At 48.4% G+C, this 15,690-nt stretch carries 14 protein-coding genes and 1 tRNA gene; 13 read left to right on the top strand and 2 right to left on the bottom strand.

The genetic code is table 11. The features are described 5' to 3' along the window. The first annotated feature begins 29 nt into the window (after window positions 1–29). From lptF to GA0061070_RS09535, 3 genes are all read left to right on the top strand, one after another. Window positions 30–1,130, top strand: a complete 1,101-nt coding sequence (gene lptF, locus GA0061070_RS09545) for an LPS export ABC transporter permease LptF (protein ID WP_090135621.1) — start codon at window positions 30–32, stop codon at window positions 1,128–1,130. Continuing rightward, window positions 1,131–2,213 carry an LPS export ABC transporter permease LptG gene (gene lptG, locus GA0061070_RS09540; protein WP_090135619.1) on the top strand — a complete coding sequence of 361 codons (1,083 nt, stop codon included), beginning with the start codon at window positions 1,131–1,133 and terminating at the stop codon, window positions 2,211–2,213. Between the two features lie 267 nt (window positions 2,214–2,480). Further along, window positions 2,481–4,115, top strand: coding sequence for a dihydroxyacetone kinase subunit DhaK (locus tag GA0061070_RS09535; RefSeq protein ID WP_090135616.1), 1,635 nt, complete (start codon window positions 2,481–2,483; stop codon window positions 4,113–4,115). Between the two features lie 105 nt (window positions 4,116–4,220). Here GA0061070_RS09535 and ahr read toward each other — a convergent pair whose 3' ends face one another. Continuing rightward, the gene (ahr, locus tag GA0061070_RS09530; protein WP_090135615.1) at window positions 4,221–5,240 is read right to left on the bottom strand and encodes an NADPH-dependent aldehyde reductase Ahr; all 1,020 of its coding nucleotides are present in this window, start codon (window positions 5,238–5,240) and stop codon (window positions 4,221–4,223) included. Window positions 5,241–5,475: 235 nt separating this feature from the next. On the opposite strand from ahr, the gene GA0061070_RS09525 reads away from it, so the two are divergent. From GA0061070_RS09525 to GA0061070_RS25140, 5 genes are read left to right on the top strand one after another with little or no spacing between them, the layout of a single operon-like run. Next, the gene (locus GA0061070_RS09525) at window positions 5,476–6,123 is read left to right on the top strand and encodes a DUF2589 domain-containing protein (protein ID WP_090135613.1); all 648 of its coding nucleotides are present in this window, start codon (window positions 5,476–5,478) and stop codon (window positions 6,121–6,123) included. 54 nt (window positions 6,124–6,177) lie between these two features. Continuing rightward, a complete protein-coding gene (locus GA0061070_RS09520; protein WP_090135611.1) occupies window positions 6,178–6,873 on the top strand; it encodes a DUF2589 domain-containing protein in 696 nt (231 codons plus the stop codon). Beyond that, the gene (locus GA0061070_RS09515; RefSeq protein WP_090135609.1) at window positions 6,866–7,321 is read left to right on the top strand and encodes a lysozyme; all 456 of its coding nucleotides are present in this window, start codon (window positions 6,866–6,868) and stop codon (window positions 7,319–7,321) included. The genes GA0061070_RS09520 and GA0061070_RS09515 overlap by 8 nt, the downstream gene beginning before the upstream one ends. 19 nt (window positions 7,322–7,340) lie before the next feature. Next, window positions 7,341–7,811 (top strand): ribonuclease, encoded by a 471-nt coding sequence (locus tag GA0061070_RS09510; protein WP_090135607.1) that lies wholly within the window; start codon window positions 7,341–7,343, stop codon window positions 7,809–7,811. Window positions 7,812–7,867: 56 nt separating this feature from the next. Continuing rightward, window positions 7,868–8,011: a hypothetical protein gene (locus tag GA0061070_RS25140; RefSeq protein ID WP_167353558.1), complete on the top strand. Its 144-nt coding sequence runs from the start codon at window positions 7,868–7,870 to the stop codon at window positions 8,009–8,011. A gap of 415 nt (window positions 8,012–8,426) precedes the next feature. Here the strand turns inward: GA0061070_RS25140 and GA0061070_RS09500 are convergent, their stop codons facing one another. Continuing rightward, entirely contained in the window at window positions 8,427–9,026 is a 600-nt protein-coding gene (locus GA0061070_RS09500; protein ID WP_090135605.1) for a response regulator transcription factor, read from the bottom strand. Window positions 9,027–9,439: 413 nt separating this feature from the next. Here GA0061070_RS09500 and GA0061070_RS09495 point away from each other — a divergent pair. The 5 genes from GA0061070_RS09495 to GA0061070_RS09475 all read left to right on the top strand — a co-directional run bounded on the left by GA0061070_RS09495 (window position 9,440) and on the right by GA0061070_RS09475 (window position 15,023). After that, window positions 9,440–9,524, top strand: a tRNA-Leu gene (locus GA0061070_RS09495). A gap of 199 nt (window positions 9,525–9,723) precedes the next feature. Then, window positions 9,724–11,010, top strand: a complete 1,287-nt coding sequence (locus tag GA0061070_RS09490) for a tyrosine-type recombinase/integrase (RefSeq protein WP_090135603.1) — start codon at window positions 9,724–9,726, stop codon at window positions 11,008–11,010. Between the two features lie 128 nt (window positions 11,011–11,138). Then, window positions 11,139–12,155, top strand: coding sequence for a DNA-methyltransferase (locus tag GA0061070_RS09485; protein ID WP_090135601.1), 1,017 nt, complete (start codon window positions 11,139–11,141; stop codon window positions 12,153–12,155). Window positions 12,156–12,169: 14 nt separating this feature from the next. Then, a complete protein-coding gene (locus GA0061070_RS09480; RefSeq protein WP_090135599.1) occupies window positions 12,170–13,744 on the top strand; it encodes an McrB family protein in 1,575 nt (524 codons plus the stop codon). Between the two features lie 22 nt (window positions 13,745–13,766). Next, a complete protein-coding gene (locus GA0061070_RS09475) occupies window positions 13,767–15,023 on the top strand; it encodes a 5-methylcytosine restriction system specificity protein McrC (RefSeq protein WP_167353559.1) in 1,257 nt (418 codons plus the stop codon). Window positions 15,024–15,690: the final 667 nt, after the last annotated feature.

Genomic DNA, 15,690 nt, shown 5'->3' with positions numbered 1-15,690 from the left:
AAAGACTGGTTTTTACGGGCGTATTTAAAGTGATAATCATAAGATATCTGGTGCGGGAGACGCTAAAAAGCCAGCTTGCGATCCTATTCATCCTGCTTCTGATTTTCTTTTGTCAGAAACTGGTGAGGGTTTTAGGCGCTGCCGCTGATGGCGAAATCCCAACAAACCTCGTGCTCTCGCTGCTGGGGCTGGGCGTGCCGGAGATGGCGCAGCTTATCCTGCCGTTGAGTCTGTTCCTTGGCCTGCTAATGACGCTGGGCAAACTCTATACAGAAAGTGAAATTACGGTGATGCACGCCTGCGGTCTGAGCCGTGCGGTGTTGATCAAAGCCGCCATGGTGCTGGCGCTGTTTACCGGCATTATCGCTGCGGTTAACGTCATGTGGGCAGGTCCGTGGTCATCCCGTCATCAGGATCAGGTGCTGGCGGATGCCAAAGCGAACCCCGGAATGGCGGCGCTGGCGCAGGGTCAGTTCCAACAGGCGACAGACGGCAACTCGGTGCTGTTTATTGAAGGTGTTAAAGGTGACCACTTTAACAACGTATTCCTTGCGCAGATCCGCCCCAAAGGCAATGCGCGTCCGTCAGTGGTGGTGGCGGATTCCGGCCAACTTTCCCAGCATAAAGACGGTTCCCAGGTGGTGACGCTCAACACCGGCACACGCTTTGAGGGTACGGCCATGCTGCGCGACTTCCGCATCACGGATTTCCAGAATTACCAGGCGATCATCGGCCACCAGACCGTAACGCTCGATCCGACTGATACCGAGCAGATGGACATGCGTACGTTGTTCAATACGGACACCCCGCGCGCCAGCGCGGAGCTGCACTGGCGTTTAACGCTTGTCTTTACTGTGGTGATGATGGCGCTGATGGTCGTGCCGCTGAGCGTGGTTAACCCGCGTCAGGGACGCGTGTTATCGATGCTGCCCGCTATGCTGCTGTATCTCGTGTTCTTCCTGGTGCAGAGCGCGCTTCGCTCAAACGGCGCGAAAGGTAAGCTGGATCCGATGATTTGGATGTGGACGGTTAACCTGGTCTACCTGGCGCTCGCTGTGGCGCTGAACCTGTGGGATACGGTGCCGATGCGCCGGGTTCGCGCCCGTTTTACGCGTAGAGGAGCGGTATAAATGCAGGCTTTTGGCGTACTTGACCGCTATATCGGGAAAACCATCTTTTCCACCATCATGATGACGCTGTTCATGTTGGTGTCACTCTCCGGCATTATCAAATTTGTCGATCAGTTGAAAAAAGTCGGGCAGGGGAGTTACGACGCGCTGGGCGCTGGGATGTTCACCATTCTCAGCGTGCCGAAAGATATCCAGGTCTTCTTCCCGATGGCGGCGCTGCTTGGCGCGCTGCTCGGTCTGGGCATGCTGGCGCAGCGCAGCGAGTTGGTGGTGATGCAGGCTTCCGGCTACACCCGGATGCAGGTAGCGCTGTCGGTGATGAAAACCGCTATTCCGCTGGTTCTGCTGACCATGGCGATTGGCGAATGGGTTGCGCCGCAAGGCGAGCAGATGGCGCGTAACCAGCGTGCGCAGTCGATGTACGGCGGTTCTCTGCTTTCCACTCAGGCCGGGCTGTGGGCGAAAGACGGTAACAACTTTATCTACATCGAACGTGTGAAAGGTGATGATGAGCTTGGCGGCGTCAGTATTTATACCTTCAACGATCAGCGTCGTTTGCAATCTGTGCGCTATGCCGCGTCGGCAAAATTTGATTCAGAGAGCAAAACCTGGCGGCTGTCACAGGTGGATGAATCGAATCTGACCGATCCGAAACAAATAACCGGCTCGCAGACCGTCAGCAGTGACTGGAAAACCAACCTCACGCCGGACAAACTCGGCGTAGTGGCACTGGATCCCGATGCGCTCTCCATCAGCGGTCTGCACAACTATGTGAAGTACCTGAAGTCGAGCGGCCAGGATTCGGGGCGTTATCAGCTCAATATGTGGAGCAAAATCTTCCAGCCGCTGTCGGTGGCGGTCATGATGCTGATGGCGCTATCGTTTATCTTTGGCCCACTGCGTAGCGTGCCGATGGGCGTGCGCGTGGTGACCGGTATCAGCTTTGGTTTCATTTTCTACGTGCTGGATCAGATTTTCGGCCCGCTGACGCTGGTGTATGGCATCCCGCCAGTGGTCGGTGCGCTGCTGCCAAGCGCCTTGTTCTTCCTGATTAGCGTGTGGCTGTTGATGCGCAGAAGCTAATACATCAGCGAAGGTGAGTATTGAACAAGAGAGGTTGCGACCTCTCTTTTTTTTTACCAAAAGAGCAGAGATGTCTCAGCGGCTTAGCCGTATCGTGGTTTGTTTCTCCACTGTGTGTCGTGGCGGTGTGCCTGCGCAAAGCGCATGGCTACCGGACTGACTTTGGGCGCACCACGCCGTAATTACTTTCAGTAAATTCTGTTCTTTGCCACGTCCATTATGCTTCGGGCTATGATTGAGTAACGATTCACAACATTTAGGGAAATTATGTCCAGGTTCTTTTTCAATGACCGCAAACAACTGGTCAATGACGCCATTGAAGGCTTAGTGATATCCGCACCGCACGGCAACCTTGTCCGACTCGACATTGATCCTGCCATTCGCATTGTGGCTCGCGCGGACTGGGATAAAAGCCGTGTAGCGGTGATTTCCGGCGGGGGTTCCGGCCATGAACCTGCGCATGCTGGCTTTGTCGGCAAAGGCATGCTAACGGCTGCCGTCTGCGGCGATGTGTTTGCTTCACCCAGCGTTGATGCGGTACTGAATGCCATCGTGGCGGTAACCGGCGATCGCGGTTGCCTGTTGATTGTTAAAAACTACACCGGCGACCGCCTTAACTTTGGTCTTGCGGCGGAAAAAGCCAAGCGCTACGGCCTGAAAGTAGAGATGGTGATCGTCGCTGACGACATCGCGCTGCCGGATAACAAACAGCCGCGCGGCATCGCCGGAACGGCGCTGGTGCACAAGATTGCCGGGCATGCTGCTGAGAAGGGCAAATCGCTGAGTGAAGTGCGCGACATCGCGCAAAAGGCTTGCGATAACGTCTACAGCCTGGGGCTGGCGATGGAGACCTGTAACCTGCCGGGCAGCGAAGAGGAAGGGCGTATTCAGCGCGGCAAGGTAGAGCTTGGACTGGGGATCCACGGCGAGCCAGGCGCCTCTATTGTCGAGACGCAGAACAGCAAGTTGCTTATCGATACGCTGGTGAAACCGCTGAAAGCTGCGGTGGGTGATGATCGCGTTGCTGTACTGATCAATAACCTTGGCGGCGTTTCGGCACTTGAGATGGCGCTGCTGACCAAAGAGCTGGCGCACTCCGCGCTGAAAGATCAGATTGCCTGGTTGATTGGCCCTGCGCCGCTGGTCAGTTCGCTGGATATGAAGGGTTTTTCCGTGTCGTTGCTGCGCCTGAATGAAATGTTCGAGCAGGCGATTTGCGCGAATGTGCAAACCGTTGGCTGGCAAAAACCGGTGGCGTTCGCGCCGATAAAAACCCAGCAGCACAACGCGGTGTATGAAGGGCTGGAGATTGAACCTTCAGATAATCCACAAGTAAAAGCGCTGGTCGGCACAGCGCTACAGACGCTGATTGGCCTGGAAAACCGCCTGAACGCGCTGGATGCGAAAGTGGGCGATGGCGATACCGGTTCGACCTTCGCCGAAGGTGCGCGTGAGATTGCCCGCCTGCTGGAACAAGAGGCGCTGCCGCTGAATAACACCGCGCAGTTGCTGCAACTGATCGGCGAACGGCTGGCAACGGTAATGGGCGGCTCCAGCGGCGTGCTGATGTCGATCTTTTTTACTGCGGCAGGCAACGCTTTACACAGCGGCACAGCGCTGCCGGAGGCGTTACTGCTGGGGCTCAAACAGATGAAGCACTACGGCGGTGCGGATCTGGGCGATCGTACACTGATCGATGCACTGCAACCAGCGCTGGAAGCATTGCGTGACAATGGGCTGGAGGCCGCCATCTCTGCGGCGAAAAGCGGGGCTGCCAGTACGGCAACCATGCAAAAAGCAGGTGCCGGGCGCTCGTCGTACGTTAACAGTGAAAATCTTGATGGCGTAAGCGATCCCGGCGCGGTGGCGATTGCCGAAGTGTTTGCCGCTATCGCGAAATAAAGCAAAACCGCCATCCGGCACAATTGGCCGGTGGCGCTGATGCTTATCGGGCCTGCGCGATCACTTTGCGGATCGGGCAGACCCGTACAACGGTTTCATTATGTTTTAGAAATCCGCTTTTAACACCACGCGGTAGCGGGCTTTCCCGTCGCGCACATGCTGCAAGGCTTCGTTGATTTGCGACATCGGGAACATCTCAGTGGTTGGTGCAACTTTGGCGCGTCCGGCAAACTTCATCAGTTTGCGCAGCTCAAACGGCGTGCCAGTTGCCGAACCCGAGACGCTGCGGTCACCGGCGATCAGGGTAAATGCCGGCACTTCCAGCGGCTTCAGCACGGCACCCACCGTATGGAAATGGCCGCCGTGGGTCAGCGCTTCAAAATAAGGCTGCCAGTTAAGATCGACGTTAACGGTGTTGATGATCAGATCGTACTGACCTGCCAGCGCTTTCAGTGCCTCCGGATCGCGGCTGTTCACGACATAGTCGGCACCCATAATCCGCACTTCCGCTTCTTTAGCCGGATTTGAACTGAACGCCGTCACTTCACAGCCCATTGCATGCAACAGTTTGATGGCAATATGCCCGAGGCCGCCAATACCAATCACGCCGACGCGGCTGGTCGCGGTGATGTTGTGCATCAGCAGCGGTTTAAACACGGTAATGCCTCCGCACAGCAGCGGCCCGGCGGTTTCGATATCGATGCTGTCCGGCAGCGGGATCACCCACTGCCAGTCGGCGCGGAGCTTATCGGCAAAACCGCCGCGATTCAGAATGGTCGGCACCGTGCCTTCGAGGCAGTTGATATGGTTGCCGTCGATACAGGCATCGCAGTGCCCGCAACTGCGCGCCGTCCAGCCGATACCCACTCGCTGACCTACTTTTAACCCTTTGTTTTGCGCGGCACTACCCAATTCTACCACGCGGCCAATCACTTCATGTCCGGCCACCAGCGGGTACCGGGAGAAGCCCCATTCATTGTCGATCATCGATAAGTCTGAATGGCAGATACCGCAATAATCCACCTGCACTTCCACATCTTCTGCTGCCAGCGGGCCGGCATCGTATTCCTGCAATTCAAGCGCGGCACCGGCCTGCGGCGCGACGTAATTTTTGATGATGCTCATTACGGATTCCTTCGATTTTGAGGGGGACGCATGAAGTGTAGGGCATCTGGCGCTTCTCCGGCAGAATGTCGCGCGTCAGACCGCCCGTTTCGCCAAAGCCAGGCCTTCCGTCCTGGGCCATTTCCCCTGTTTTAACCCGTCATCCAGCCAATATTTTCAGACGTTCCCGGCCTGTAATGTGGGTCCTGCGAATTCGCAACACGATGTTTCTGTACAACTCACAGGAGTACGCATTATGGATTCACAATTCATTGGATCGGTCATTAATGCACTACCGCTGGAAAATATGATCGGCGGCCCGTTGCAGGCGATGATCAAGGCACAAGTACAGGCGAGTAAGGCCTACGCCGACTTCCTGCTCTCTGTCTGTATTAAGGATGGTAAAGCGGAGTCGGTGCAGTTCGATTACGACGAAACCGTGGTCGACGAGAAAGGCGTGATTCAGGGCGTGGTGAAAAAAACCATGCGCATCCCGCTGCTGGCGGCCATCTCTCACCCGAACATCAGCATCGAAGAAGGGACTATCGACTTCGAACTGGAAGTCTCCCAGAGCGAAGCCAGCAGCAGCCAGACCGATGCAGAAGCTTCGCTGGAAGCGTCCGTCGGCTGGGGGCCGTTCAGCGTCAAAATCAGCGGACGTGTTTCGCATAAAGATCAGCAAACCCGCTCCACCGATACCCGCGCGAAATACAGCATCCACACCCAGGTTAAACGTCAGCCACCGCCGGAAGCACTGATGCGTGTGATTGATTTCCTGACGGATGCCGCAACACGCCCGGCTGTTCTGCCGTCTGAGGCGCAAAAGCTTGAATCGAAAAAGCTTGATGCCTATCCCGAAACGCCTGCTGGCGCTGCAAAAAAACCGGCTGACGCACCGCATTAATTCTGATGTTCACACTGAGGCTGCATTGCAGCCTCATTTTTCACGGAGCGCACTATGTCAATAAAAGACTGGCTTCGCGGCAACCGGAATACGCAAGAGAAGGCGAGTGAGCAGCCCACGGCTCCGCCGGACGAGCGCGGAATGCCGCCAGACGATCCGTCGACAGAAGAGAGCAGCGGGTTGCCGCCTGTGGATCCGCCCTCTTCGGATCTACCGCCCGATCCGCCGCCGCCGGAAGGCCCGCCACCCGGTGGCACGGTTGGGGCACCTCTTTCACTGGCGGATATCACGCGCGGGATGCAGCACGCCGCATCGGCGGCAAACCAGCTTATCGCGCATCAGTACATGCAGGCGCTGGACCCCTTTTTTGAGCACAGCGATGACGGAAGGTTGGTGCCAAAAGTCGTTGAAATGGCGCTGGATGATCAACATCACTTTACCTTGCCGCTGGTGGCGCTCTCCACGCCGCGCGGGCTGATGCTGGAAAAAATGAAGGTCTTTTTGACGGTACGAACCGATGCCGTTGAGCAACACAGCGCGGTTTCCGGCACGCCCGATGACACGGTTGGCCGCTTCCTCGTCAGCATGTCGCCGCTGAGCCGCGAAGGCAGTGGTCGCGACAGCGGGCATGTGGACATTGAAATGCAGTTCACCGTACTGGAGCCGCCAGAAAGCGTGATGCGGCTGATTGAAGAGTACACCCGACAAGTTCTTCCCCAATCTAGCGTGAGGAGTGATGACAATGGCTAATCAACCAGCAAACACCGGCGCGGCCGGGTTGACATTAATTAAGTCTTTTGAAGGGCTAAGCCTGGAGAAGTACCGCGATGCGGTCGGTAAATGGACTATTGGCTACGGCCATTTGATTTTGCCGCAGGAGAATTTCCCGCAGGCGTTAAGTAATAAAGAAGCTGAAGATTTGTTGCGGGCGGATCTGGGGATGACCGAGCGCGGGGTTCATCGCCTCGTGACTGTCGATCTCAACCAGAACCAGTTCGATGCGCTGGTGGCGTTCGCCTTTAACGTTGGGTTGGGCAATTTGCAGGATTCGACACTGTTGCGCCTGCTTAATCAGGGACAATACCAGGCGGCGGCGGACCAGCTTCCGCGCTGGAATAAAGCCGGTGGCAAAATTCTCCCCGGCTTGACCCGTCGCCGCGATGCGGAACGTGCGCTGTTTATGGCACCCGTCAACTGAATTGACTGGAGGAATTCCAATGAAATATACGCTGCCAATATTATTTCTGGCTGTGTTAACCGCTGTACCGGCGTATGCCGACTTACCGCAATGTAGCGCGGTGGTACAAGCAGCCAACCAGCAACTGGCGGAACAGAACAAAAGGACCGTGCAGGATGTGAATAAACTGACGGATCTGCTCAAAACGCTAAATCGTGATAATGTGCTGCCCACTGAGTACGTTACCCGCGAACAGGCGATCAAATTGGGCTGGAGTGGGAAGGCGGAAGATTCGCTGTGGAGCACCTGGGCGCTGAACAAAAAAGTGCTGGGCGGCGATCCGTGGGCCGGTAAGCCTGCGCCGGGCAAAGGAAAATGGTACAGCGCCGATGTCGATAGCGTACGCGGTCTGCGCAGTAGCAAACATCTGATCTACAGCCCGGAAAGCACGACGCGTTATCTCTCTACAGATAATGACGTAACAACCGTCATGCTACCTCCTTGTCAGTAGTCAGTACGGCGGCCTCATGCCATTCGTTGAGGCCGCTTGTTCGGGAGGCGATTGCCATGATTGATGGTATTCAGATGTTAAATCAGGGGCTGGCCGCGTTCGCCGGGTTATTTGGCAGGCTGAGCGTCTCGTTTTTCTGGCAAGCGAAAACATTGCATCAGTGCGGTCGGCTGGCGGCAGGGGTAATCATCAGCCATTAGCTCCCGCATGCCCGGTATCCCTGTGTGGTATCGCATTGGGTCATTAATTACCGCGTCAGGGTTTACCGTACAAGGGTTTCTCAATCTTCCCTGTTTGTTGTTCATGCCATGCTAATGGTACAACAACTGCTGTTCTGGATATAAAAAGATCTCGGTGTGATTGCCATTATTATTACCATCACACGATGCATAAAGATGAGAAGCAGGAGAAAACGCTGGTGGTTAAAAAAACGACATCTTCCAGAGCACCCCGCAAGACAACACCCACCAAATAAAAATCACAATGTATCGGCGCTGCTGTAAATGCTGACGTAAAATATTTCTGGCAGGAGCATTATGCACGGGCATAATGCTCCTGTATTTGCTAAAGGAGACATGTAGCAGCAATTAAATATCAATAAAAATTCAGGCTGGGCTATTCGTCCGAATACATCATCGCGGCTTGAGTACGGTTATTCACATTCAGACGGCGGAAAATAGATTCCAGATGCGCTTTCACCGTACCGGCGCTGATATTTAGCTGGCGGCTGATTTGCTTATTGGATTCCCCGGCAGCCAGTAGCTTGAGGATTTCACGCTGGCGCTCGCTGAGCCGCGTAATCGCGCCGTGCCCGCCATCCAGCAGGGGAATGCTTTCCTGCGGGAAGCAAAGCATCCCCAGCGCCGCAGTACGCAGTGTCTGCGCGATGGTCTCCGGCGGTGAATCACGCCTGACAAACGCAATCGCATGGTGGTGCAAGAACTGCCTGAGCAATGTCGGCTGGCATTTATTCATCAGCATCACCACCGGAATAGTTGGGTGGTGCAATGCCAGCGTATCGAGTAATTCAAGGCTCTCTGTTTTATTTCCATCACCATCCAGCAAAATTAGTGATGCCGGAAATTCATTTAGTGTGCCATTAATTTCATTCTGATTTTTCAGCCCCCGGATCTTCACATTTGGGATAAGTTGCGAAAGTACTGATGCCATTCCTTCAATAAATATCGACTGCTTGTCAATCATGAGTACATGCATGCGTCATCTCCACGTAATAGTGTTCGTCAATGAGCCTGGTAATCATCAAAGTATTAAATGAAATGAAAAAAATGAAACAGGCTAGTTGTCATAGGTCTTTTAACCGATATGACAAATTAGCGAAGATGAAATAGACAACCTGAGCAGTAAAATATCATATATTAAAAATTGCCGTTTCGCTATTTTATAAATAATCAACAGGCCGAGTATGGTAAATAACGTGATAGCAACGGAACAGGGAATTTCGAAAGAGGGGTTAATGTAGCGGATAACATGCTGTGACAGGAAGAGAAAACGCCAACAGTTTGGCTCGACGCTGGTTTTTTCATCACTTAGCAGCGGAACACGCGATCGTGGCTTGCATAGCCGCGAACGGCAGGTATAATCCCACACGTTTCCGCATCCCCTTCAGTGCCGAAGTGGCGAAATCGGTAGACGCAGTTGATTCAAAATCAACCGTAGAAATACGTGCCGGTTCGAGTCCGGCCTTCGGCACCATCGGAACATGAATAGACGTCAACGGACGTCTTTTTTTGTGTCTGAAATCCCCGTCATACAAGGCTTTCCGCGATTTTCCTTTCAACAGTAGTCAATCTGAGTCAACCCACATCAAGTCGCTTGTGAGTATAGAACCGAGTATATATGCTGGTTCGATAATGGTTGTATACTCACAGCGGCACATGGAAGGAGAACTTTTATGGCTCTGACAGATATCAAAGTGCGTTCTGCAAAACCGCAGGAAAAGGAGTACACCCTAGTTGATGGGGATGGCATGTTTTTGCTGATTCACCCCAACGGCTCAAAATACTGGCGGTTCCGCTTTCGCTTCGGTGGCAAGCAACACTTGATGGCGTTTGGTGTTTATCCTGAAACATCACTAGCCGATGCGAGGCAGAAGAGGGAAGAGGCCAGAAAGCTTGTTGCTGCTGGTATCGATCCTCGCGAGCATAAGCGTGCTGTAAAGGAGGAGCTGGCGAAAGAGGCCATTACCTTTGAGTCAGTTGCCAGAGAGTGGCATGCAACTAACAAGAAATGGTCAGAGGAACATAGTCGACGGGTGTTGAAGAGCCTGGAAGATAATTTGTTCCCAGCGATTGGGAAGCGAAGTATTGATAGTTTTAGTACGCGCGATCTCCTTGTTCCTATCAAAGTAGTTGAGGCTACAGGGCGTCTTGAAGTAGCTTCGCGTCTTCAGCAGCGTACCAATGCGATTATGCGTTATGCAGTGCAAAGCGGTTTGATCGATTACAATCCTGCTCAGGAGATGGCTGGGGCAGTTGCTTCAAGTAATCGTGTCCATCGACCAGCACTTGAACTGAAACGCTTACCTGAACTACTCCACCGAATTGATAGCTACACCGGACGGCCTTTAACCCGTCTGGCTGTTGAGCTCACGTTATTAATATTTATTCGTTCTAGTGAGTTGCGCTTTGCCCGTTGGTCCGAGATTGATTTTGAAAGGGCAATGTGGACAATCCCGGCTGAGCGAGAAGCTATCGAAGGGGTGAAGCATTCACAGCGTGGCTCGAAAATGCGGACACCCCATTTGGTGCCGTTATCTCGCCAAGCGTTAGCAATCCTTAAAGAGGTTAACAAGCTTAGTGGCGATCGTGATTTTGTTTTCGTGGGAGATCACAACCCTCGTAAACCGATGAGTGAAAACACAGTGAACAAGGCACTGCGCGTGATGGGATACGACACGAAGGTTGAGGTTTGCGGGCATGGCTTCAGAACGATGGCGTGTAGTTCGTTGATCGAATCAGGGTTGTGGTCGAGGGATGCTGTAGAACGTCAGATGAGCCATATGGAGCGTAACTCAGTGCGAGCGGCATACATTCATAAAGCTGAGCATTTGGATGAGAGAAAGCTAATGCTACAATGGTGGGCAGATTTTTTGGATTTTAATAGAAATAGTTATACAACTCCTTTCGATTTTGCCAAAAGAGCCAATATGGATAAAAGGGGCAAGGATGTGTATGCTTAAATACTGTTTTTATATACAGTTTATTTAAAATTCGTCTAAAACATATTGATGGTTAGCTATATGTTTTTAAAAGATTTATTTCTAGTGCTGCGTTTGGGCGCTAGAATGATAGTAATTGAGGATTGAAAATGCGTTCAAACATCACTGCACTTGAGCTGAACGATGATAGCTCGGAAGTAGAGCTTTCGGGACTGCTTCCAGAGCCTAAATGTAAGGCTTATACGACAGAAGAAGGGCGGGTAGCAGGGTTGATTGAAGGTGATGCTGCATCTTCGCTTCGTATGCTTCCGTCAGATGTTTTCAATGTAGCGGTAACATCACCGCCGTATTATTGGGTAAGAGATTATGGCTATGACGGACAACTGGGTCATGAAGACTCCGTTGACGCTTATGTAGAACAACTCATGACAGTTTTTGATGAAGTTAAGCGTACGCTTCATCCCGAAGGTGTTTTCTTTTTAAATATTGGTGATACTTACTACTCTGGTAATGGACAACCCCATGGTAGTGACCCACGCTGTGCATCAAGGAATTTTTTAAGGAAAAAGGTTAGAGCTGTAGATGTTAGTGGTTGGGACATTCCGAAGAAAAGCATGATTGGCATTCCTTGGAAAGTAGCATTTGCAATGCAAGCTAGAGGATGGACTCTTCGCAGTAATATTATCTGGAATCGTTGCAATGCTTTCGTTGAGCCGACTGCAAGAGATCGACCTTATCGTCAGTATGAATTTATTTTCATGTTTACAAAAAACCGTTTTTATAGTTTTGACCGTTCGAAATTAATTGAAGAGGATGTCTGGAATATACCGATTGAACGTTCTCGTCGTGCCAAGCATAATGCCTCATTCCCTATGGAATTAGCCCGTAGATGCATAGAAGTGGCTAGTCCAGTTGGAGGGCATGTTCTAGATCCATTTGTGGGAAGTGGAACTACGATACTTTCAGCTTTAGCAAATGATCGAAACGTTGTGGGGGTGGATATGAGCAATGAATATATTCGCTCTATAAAAGAGACGTTGAAAGCTGATGGACTTCAGGATACACCTTGGTCAAGTTTGTCTAATACTATTGGGCAATCCTCAACTGAGTGGGACAATTGGGCAGGTAATCGGTTAAATTTCAGAAAACCAGGAAAAGCTAAATAAATAAAGGGGTTAGCATGAAATATTTCGACATATCAACAATAAAAGTATGTATCGAAAGGCTAGAAAAGGTAAGTGCTAATTGGCTTTTACCGTCATTTGTTTTTGCTGCGAATGATATAGGTATAGAGAATTTTGTTGATATGTCGAAAAAACTGGGAACAGACCAGTTTTTAGATCGTTATTTTAGCGGGGCTCGTATTGGTATTCCACCAACATCTAAAGGTAACAATTTACTACGGCCTCGACTAAAAGGGATTGCTTGGGATCGTGGGAACTTTGCCGGTGATTATATGATACGGCAAGATACTAAAATGTGGGGAAATTTATTCTCCTCCCGTGGTTATAGGGAAATGAGACTTCAAGGATTAATTGAAGGGGAAAAAGCGGTTACTAAGTTAACTGGCTCATTTCAACAACAATTTGAGATTGAGATCCCACCAGATTTTTTATTTGAAGATTTATTAGTATGGCTCTTTGCTTTTGAAGGGGTTCCCGACCAGGTATCTTCTTGGTCTGAATTAATGGAGGTCTTATTACAAGAACATCTTAATTTAGATAGTTTTAAACCTCCCTACAGAAATAGATTTAAAATCAGTCAGCCTGAGTTACCTTGGCCTCAACTTCTGGATGAGAGGCCTAGTAATGAAACTTATCTTCAAGAACTATCTCCTAAGCTTTATGCTTATTTGACAGCACCAAAAGTTAGTGATGAAAGAGAAAGTGAGTCTAAGTCTAAAATTGGTTCAGATGATCCTTTATATTCATCAATGCTGTCGTTGATCGATAATGGTTCTGCACTGGCATTTTTATTGGCAGGACCTCCTGGGACAGGGAAAACACGTTATGCTCGTCTTATCGCGGAAGAAATATCAAACATGGATCCTGCAAGAAATATCTTTTTGCAATTTCATCCTGCGATTAGTTATGATGATTTTATTGAGGGCTTTCGTCCTAAATATACAGAGGAAGATGGAAAGGTTAAATATGAATTATCTAAGCGAGTGTTTTTGAATTTTGCTGAGAATGCAAGAAAAGACCCAAAGAATAAGTATGTAATGGTTATTGACGAGTTAAATAGAGGTGATGTTGCAAGGATTTTTGGGGAGGTTCTTACATATATCGAATCAACGTATAGAAATATCGAATTTACTCTTCCTTACTCAGGAGAAAGGATTAGTATTCCTGATAATTTAATCCTTATTGCTACTGCAAATCCTTATGATCGCTCTGTGATAGATTTAGATGATGCCTTATTGAGACGTTTCTGGGTCTATGAAATGGATCCTGATAAAGCTATCCTTCAAAACCATCTCGAAACAGAAGGTGTAGACGAAAATGTTTGTAAAAGAACTATTCAACTATTTACCATACTTAATGAGGTCTTCCCATACGGGTATGGACATTCTAGTTTTTTAGGTGTTCGTGATTTAAACGATCTTTCTGCGATCTGGATGGGCAAGATACGACCAGCACTTAAGAGAACATTGCTACATGATAAAAATTCATACATTTCAGTTGAAGGAGAGGTAGAGAGTCTTCTTAAAATAAGAGCGGATGAACCTGATTTTATTGGCGGTGAAGATGCTTGAATATAATTCAATAGGCAAGTCAATGAAAGTAATAGAAATCCACGAAAGAGAGGCTAGGCTTTTTCAAAGAACTGACCTTTTCGATTCTAGAGGATATTCTTTGCTATTGCCTGAAACCCGTGCTTTATCAGCGATAGATTTACGTGAGTTAAGTGAAGGTGTCGAATTAAGGGCTTTAGGGCTTATAGGTTATTTGCCTTTAACTGATAGAATAGCACTTAACCTCAAACCAAAATTCCCGATAAATAACTTTTGGGAAATGCTATCAATTGCTGACGAAAGTTATTCTCGCATTTTACCAGTGTTGCGAGGATATCAAAGTTTAGAAACAATAACTCCACATTTAATATTAATTAAAAGCTTTTGTTTCTTTTTAAAAGAAATTCTTAGAGTAGGCTTTTTCAGAGATTATAAAGAGATATCTCTTGAGGGTTACTGTAGGCCCAAAATAGACATTGGAAAAACATTAAACAGATTTATAGCAAAAGGTCAGGAGTTTTATTCGTATTCAAATTTTTTTGATTTTACTAAAAATGTCAGGATAAATGGAGTTATTAAGAGCGCCTGTGTATCTTTTTTGAAAATACTTTCTCAAAATAAAGAATTGGTAGATGAAAAAAGTATTTTGAAAGAAGCTTTAATGGTATTGGATTATGTTCATTCAGAGTCGTTTTATCCGAATGATATTGTGCTGTGTGATGATTTACCAAAATGGAGCCAGGAGTATTATTTTGGTGCGTTAAGTGTTTATTCTATATTCTTAGGATATAGACGTGTAGGGTTTTTATATGGTGAAAAGGGATGTAGAATGCCATCTTTCCTTTTTTCTCTTGATACCATATTTGAAAATTTTATCAGGAACTCATTTCGATCTGCTTTTAAAGATAAAAAAATAACCGTGCTTGATGGTAATAATCCAAAACATCAAGTCTCTCTTTTTCAGGATAATAAGCGATTTCCTATCAAACCTGACTTGATTTATCGATTTGGAAAAGATAGGAAAGTAGTAGCTATTGGAGAAGTAAAATATAAACCTAGAATAGATGAGTCTGATCGCTATCAGGTTATAAGTCATGCCATTGCTTTAAATTCACCACTTGCTTTCTGGATATCTCCTGCTACTAATGGTGTAGGAGGAATGGAATATGTTGGTGAGATATCTACTGGAATAAAATTCTACCATTATAAGATTAATATTTATAACAGCCTCCTTGAAAATACTGAAAAAATGATTTTTGATTTTTTAAGTTTAATAACTCATGATAAGGAAGTTGCTTGATTTTTTATATGCTACAAGCTATCAACATGTAGGGTGGTTTTAATGAACTACACCAGTATAGCTATTGAGTATCGGACTAAATGTAAGCAATGTTATTTATGAGGATTATATGAAATTTTCACTCGGAGTATAACGGAAAAATAAGTTATACACTAGGTAATATCTCGGCGTGAGATTTTAAAGTAGTTTGTTAATATGATGCTTGGTGATGTTTAATTTGTATTGTTTTGGTATGTAAAATATTAGTCAATAATTTTAAATTGTGTCTAGAGTATAATTAATAAAATAAATACGATTTCCTTTTGACTCAAAAAACAACCAATGCTTAAGATTCTTTTATATTTTATCTTTCAGAAATATAGGTCAGATAGAATTGCAGATTTGTACATGTAAAATTCTTGTTATGGGGTGGAGTTAAGAGGGGGATAATCCCTTGGTCTTCCTCTTTTTTTCCCTGTTTGTAAAATACATTCACTGCGCCCAAAAGTACGGGCTCCTTGTGGCAAACTCAAACGAACAGCCGTATCAACCTTAGTAATATAGGTAATAGCTCTCTGCAATGCGCGACGTTTTGTAAATAGACCCGTTTTAGTTCCATGCATTTTTTGAGATCCCGGCCAAATAATGGTGCTGTCGATACTCCTCCGGCGTCATATTGTTCAGTGAT

This window comes from Kosakonia oryziphila (genome assembly GCF_900094795.1).
Taxonomy (GTDB): Bacteria; Pseudomonadota; Gammaproteobacteria; order Enterobacterales; family Enterobacteriaceae; genus Kosakonia; species Kosakonia oryziphila.
This window is presented reverse-complemented; position numbering and strand designations above follow the sequence as displayed.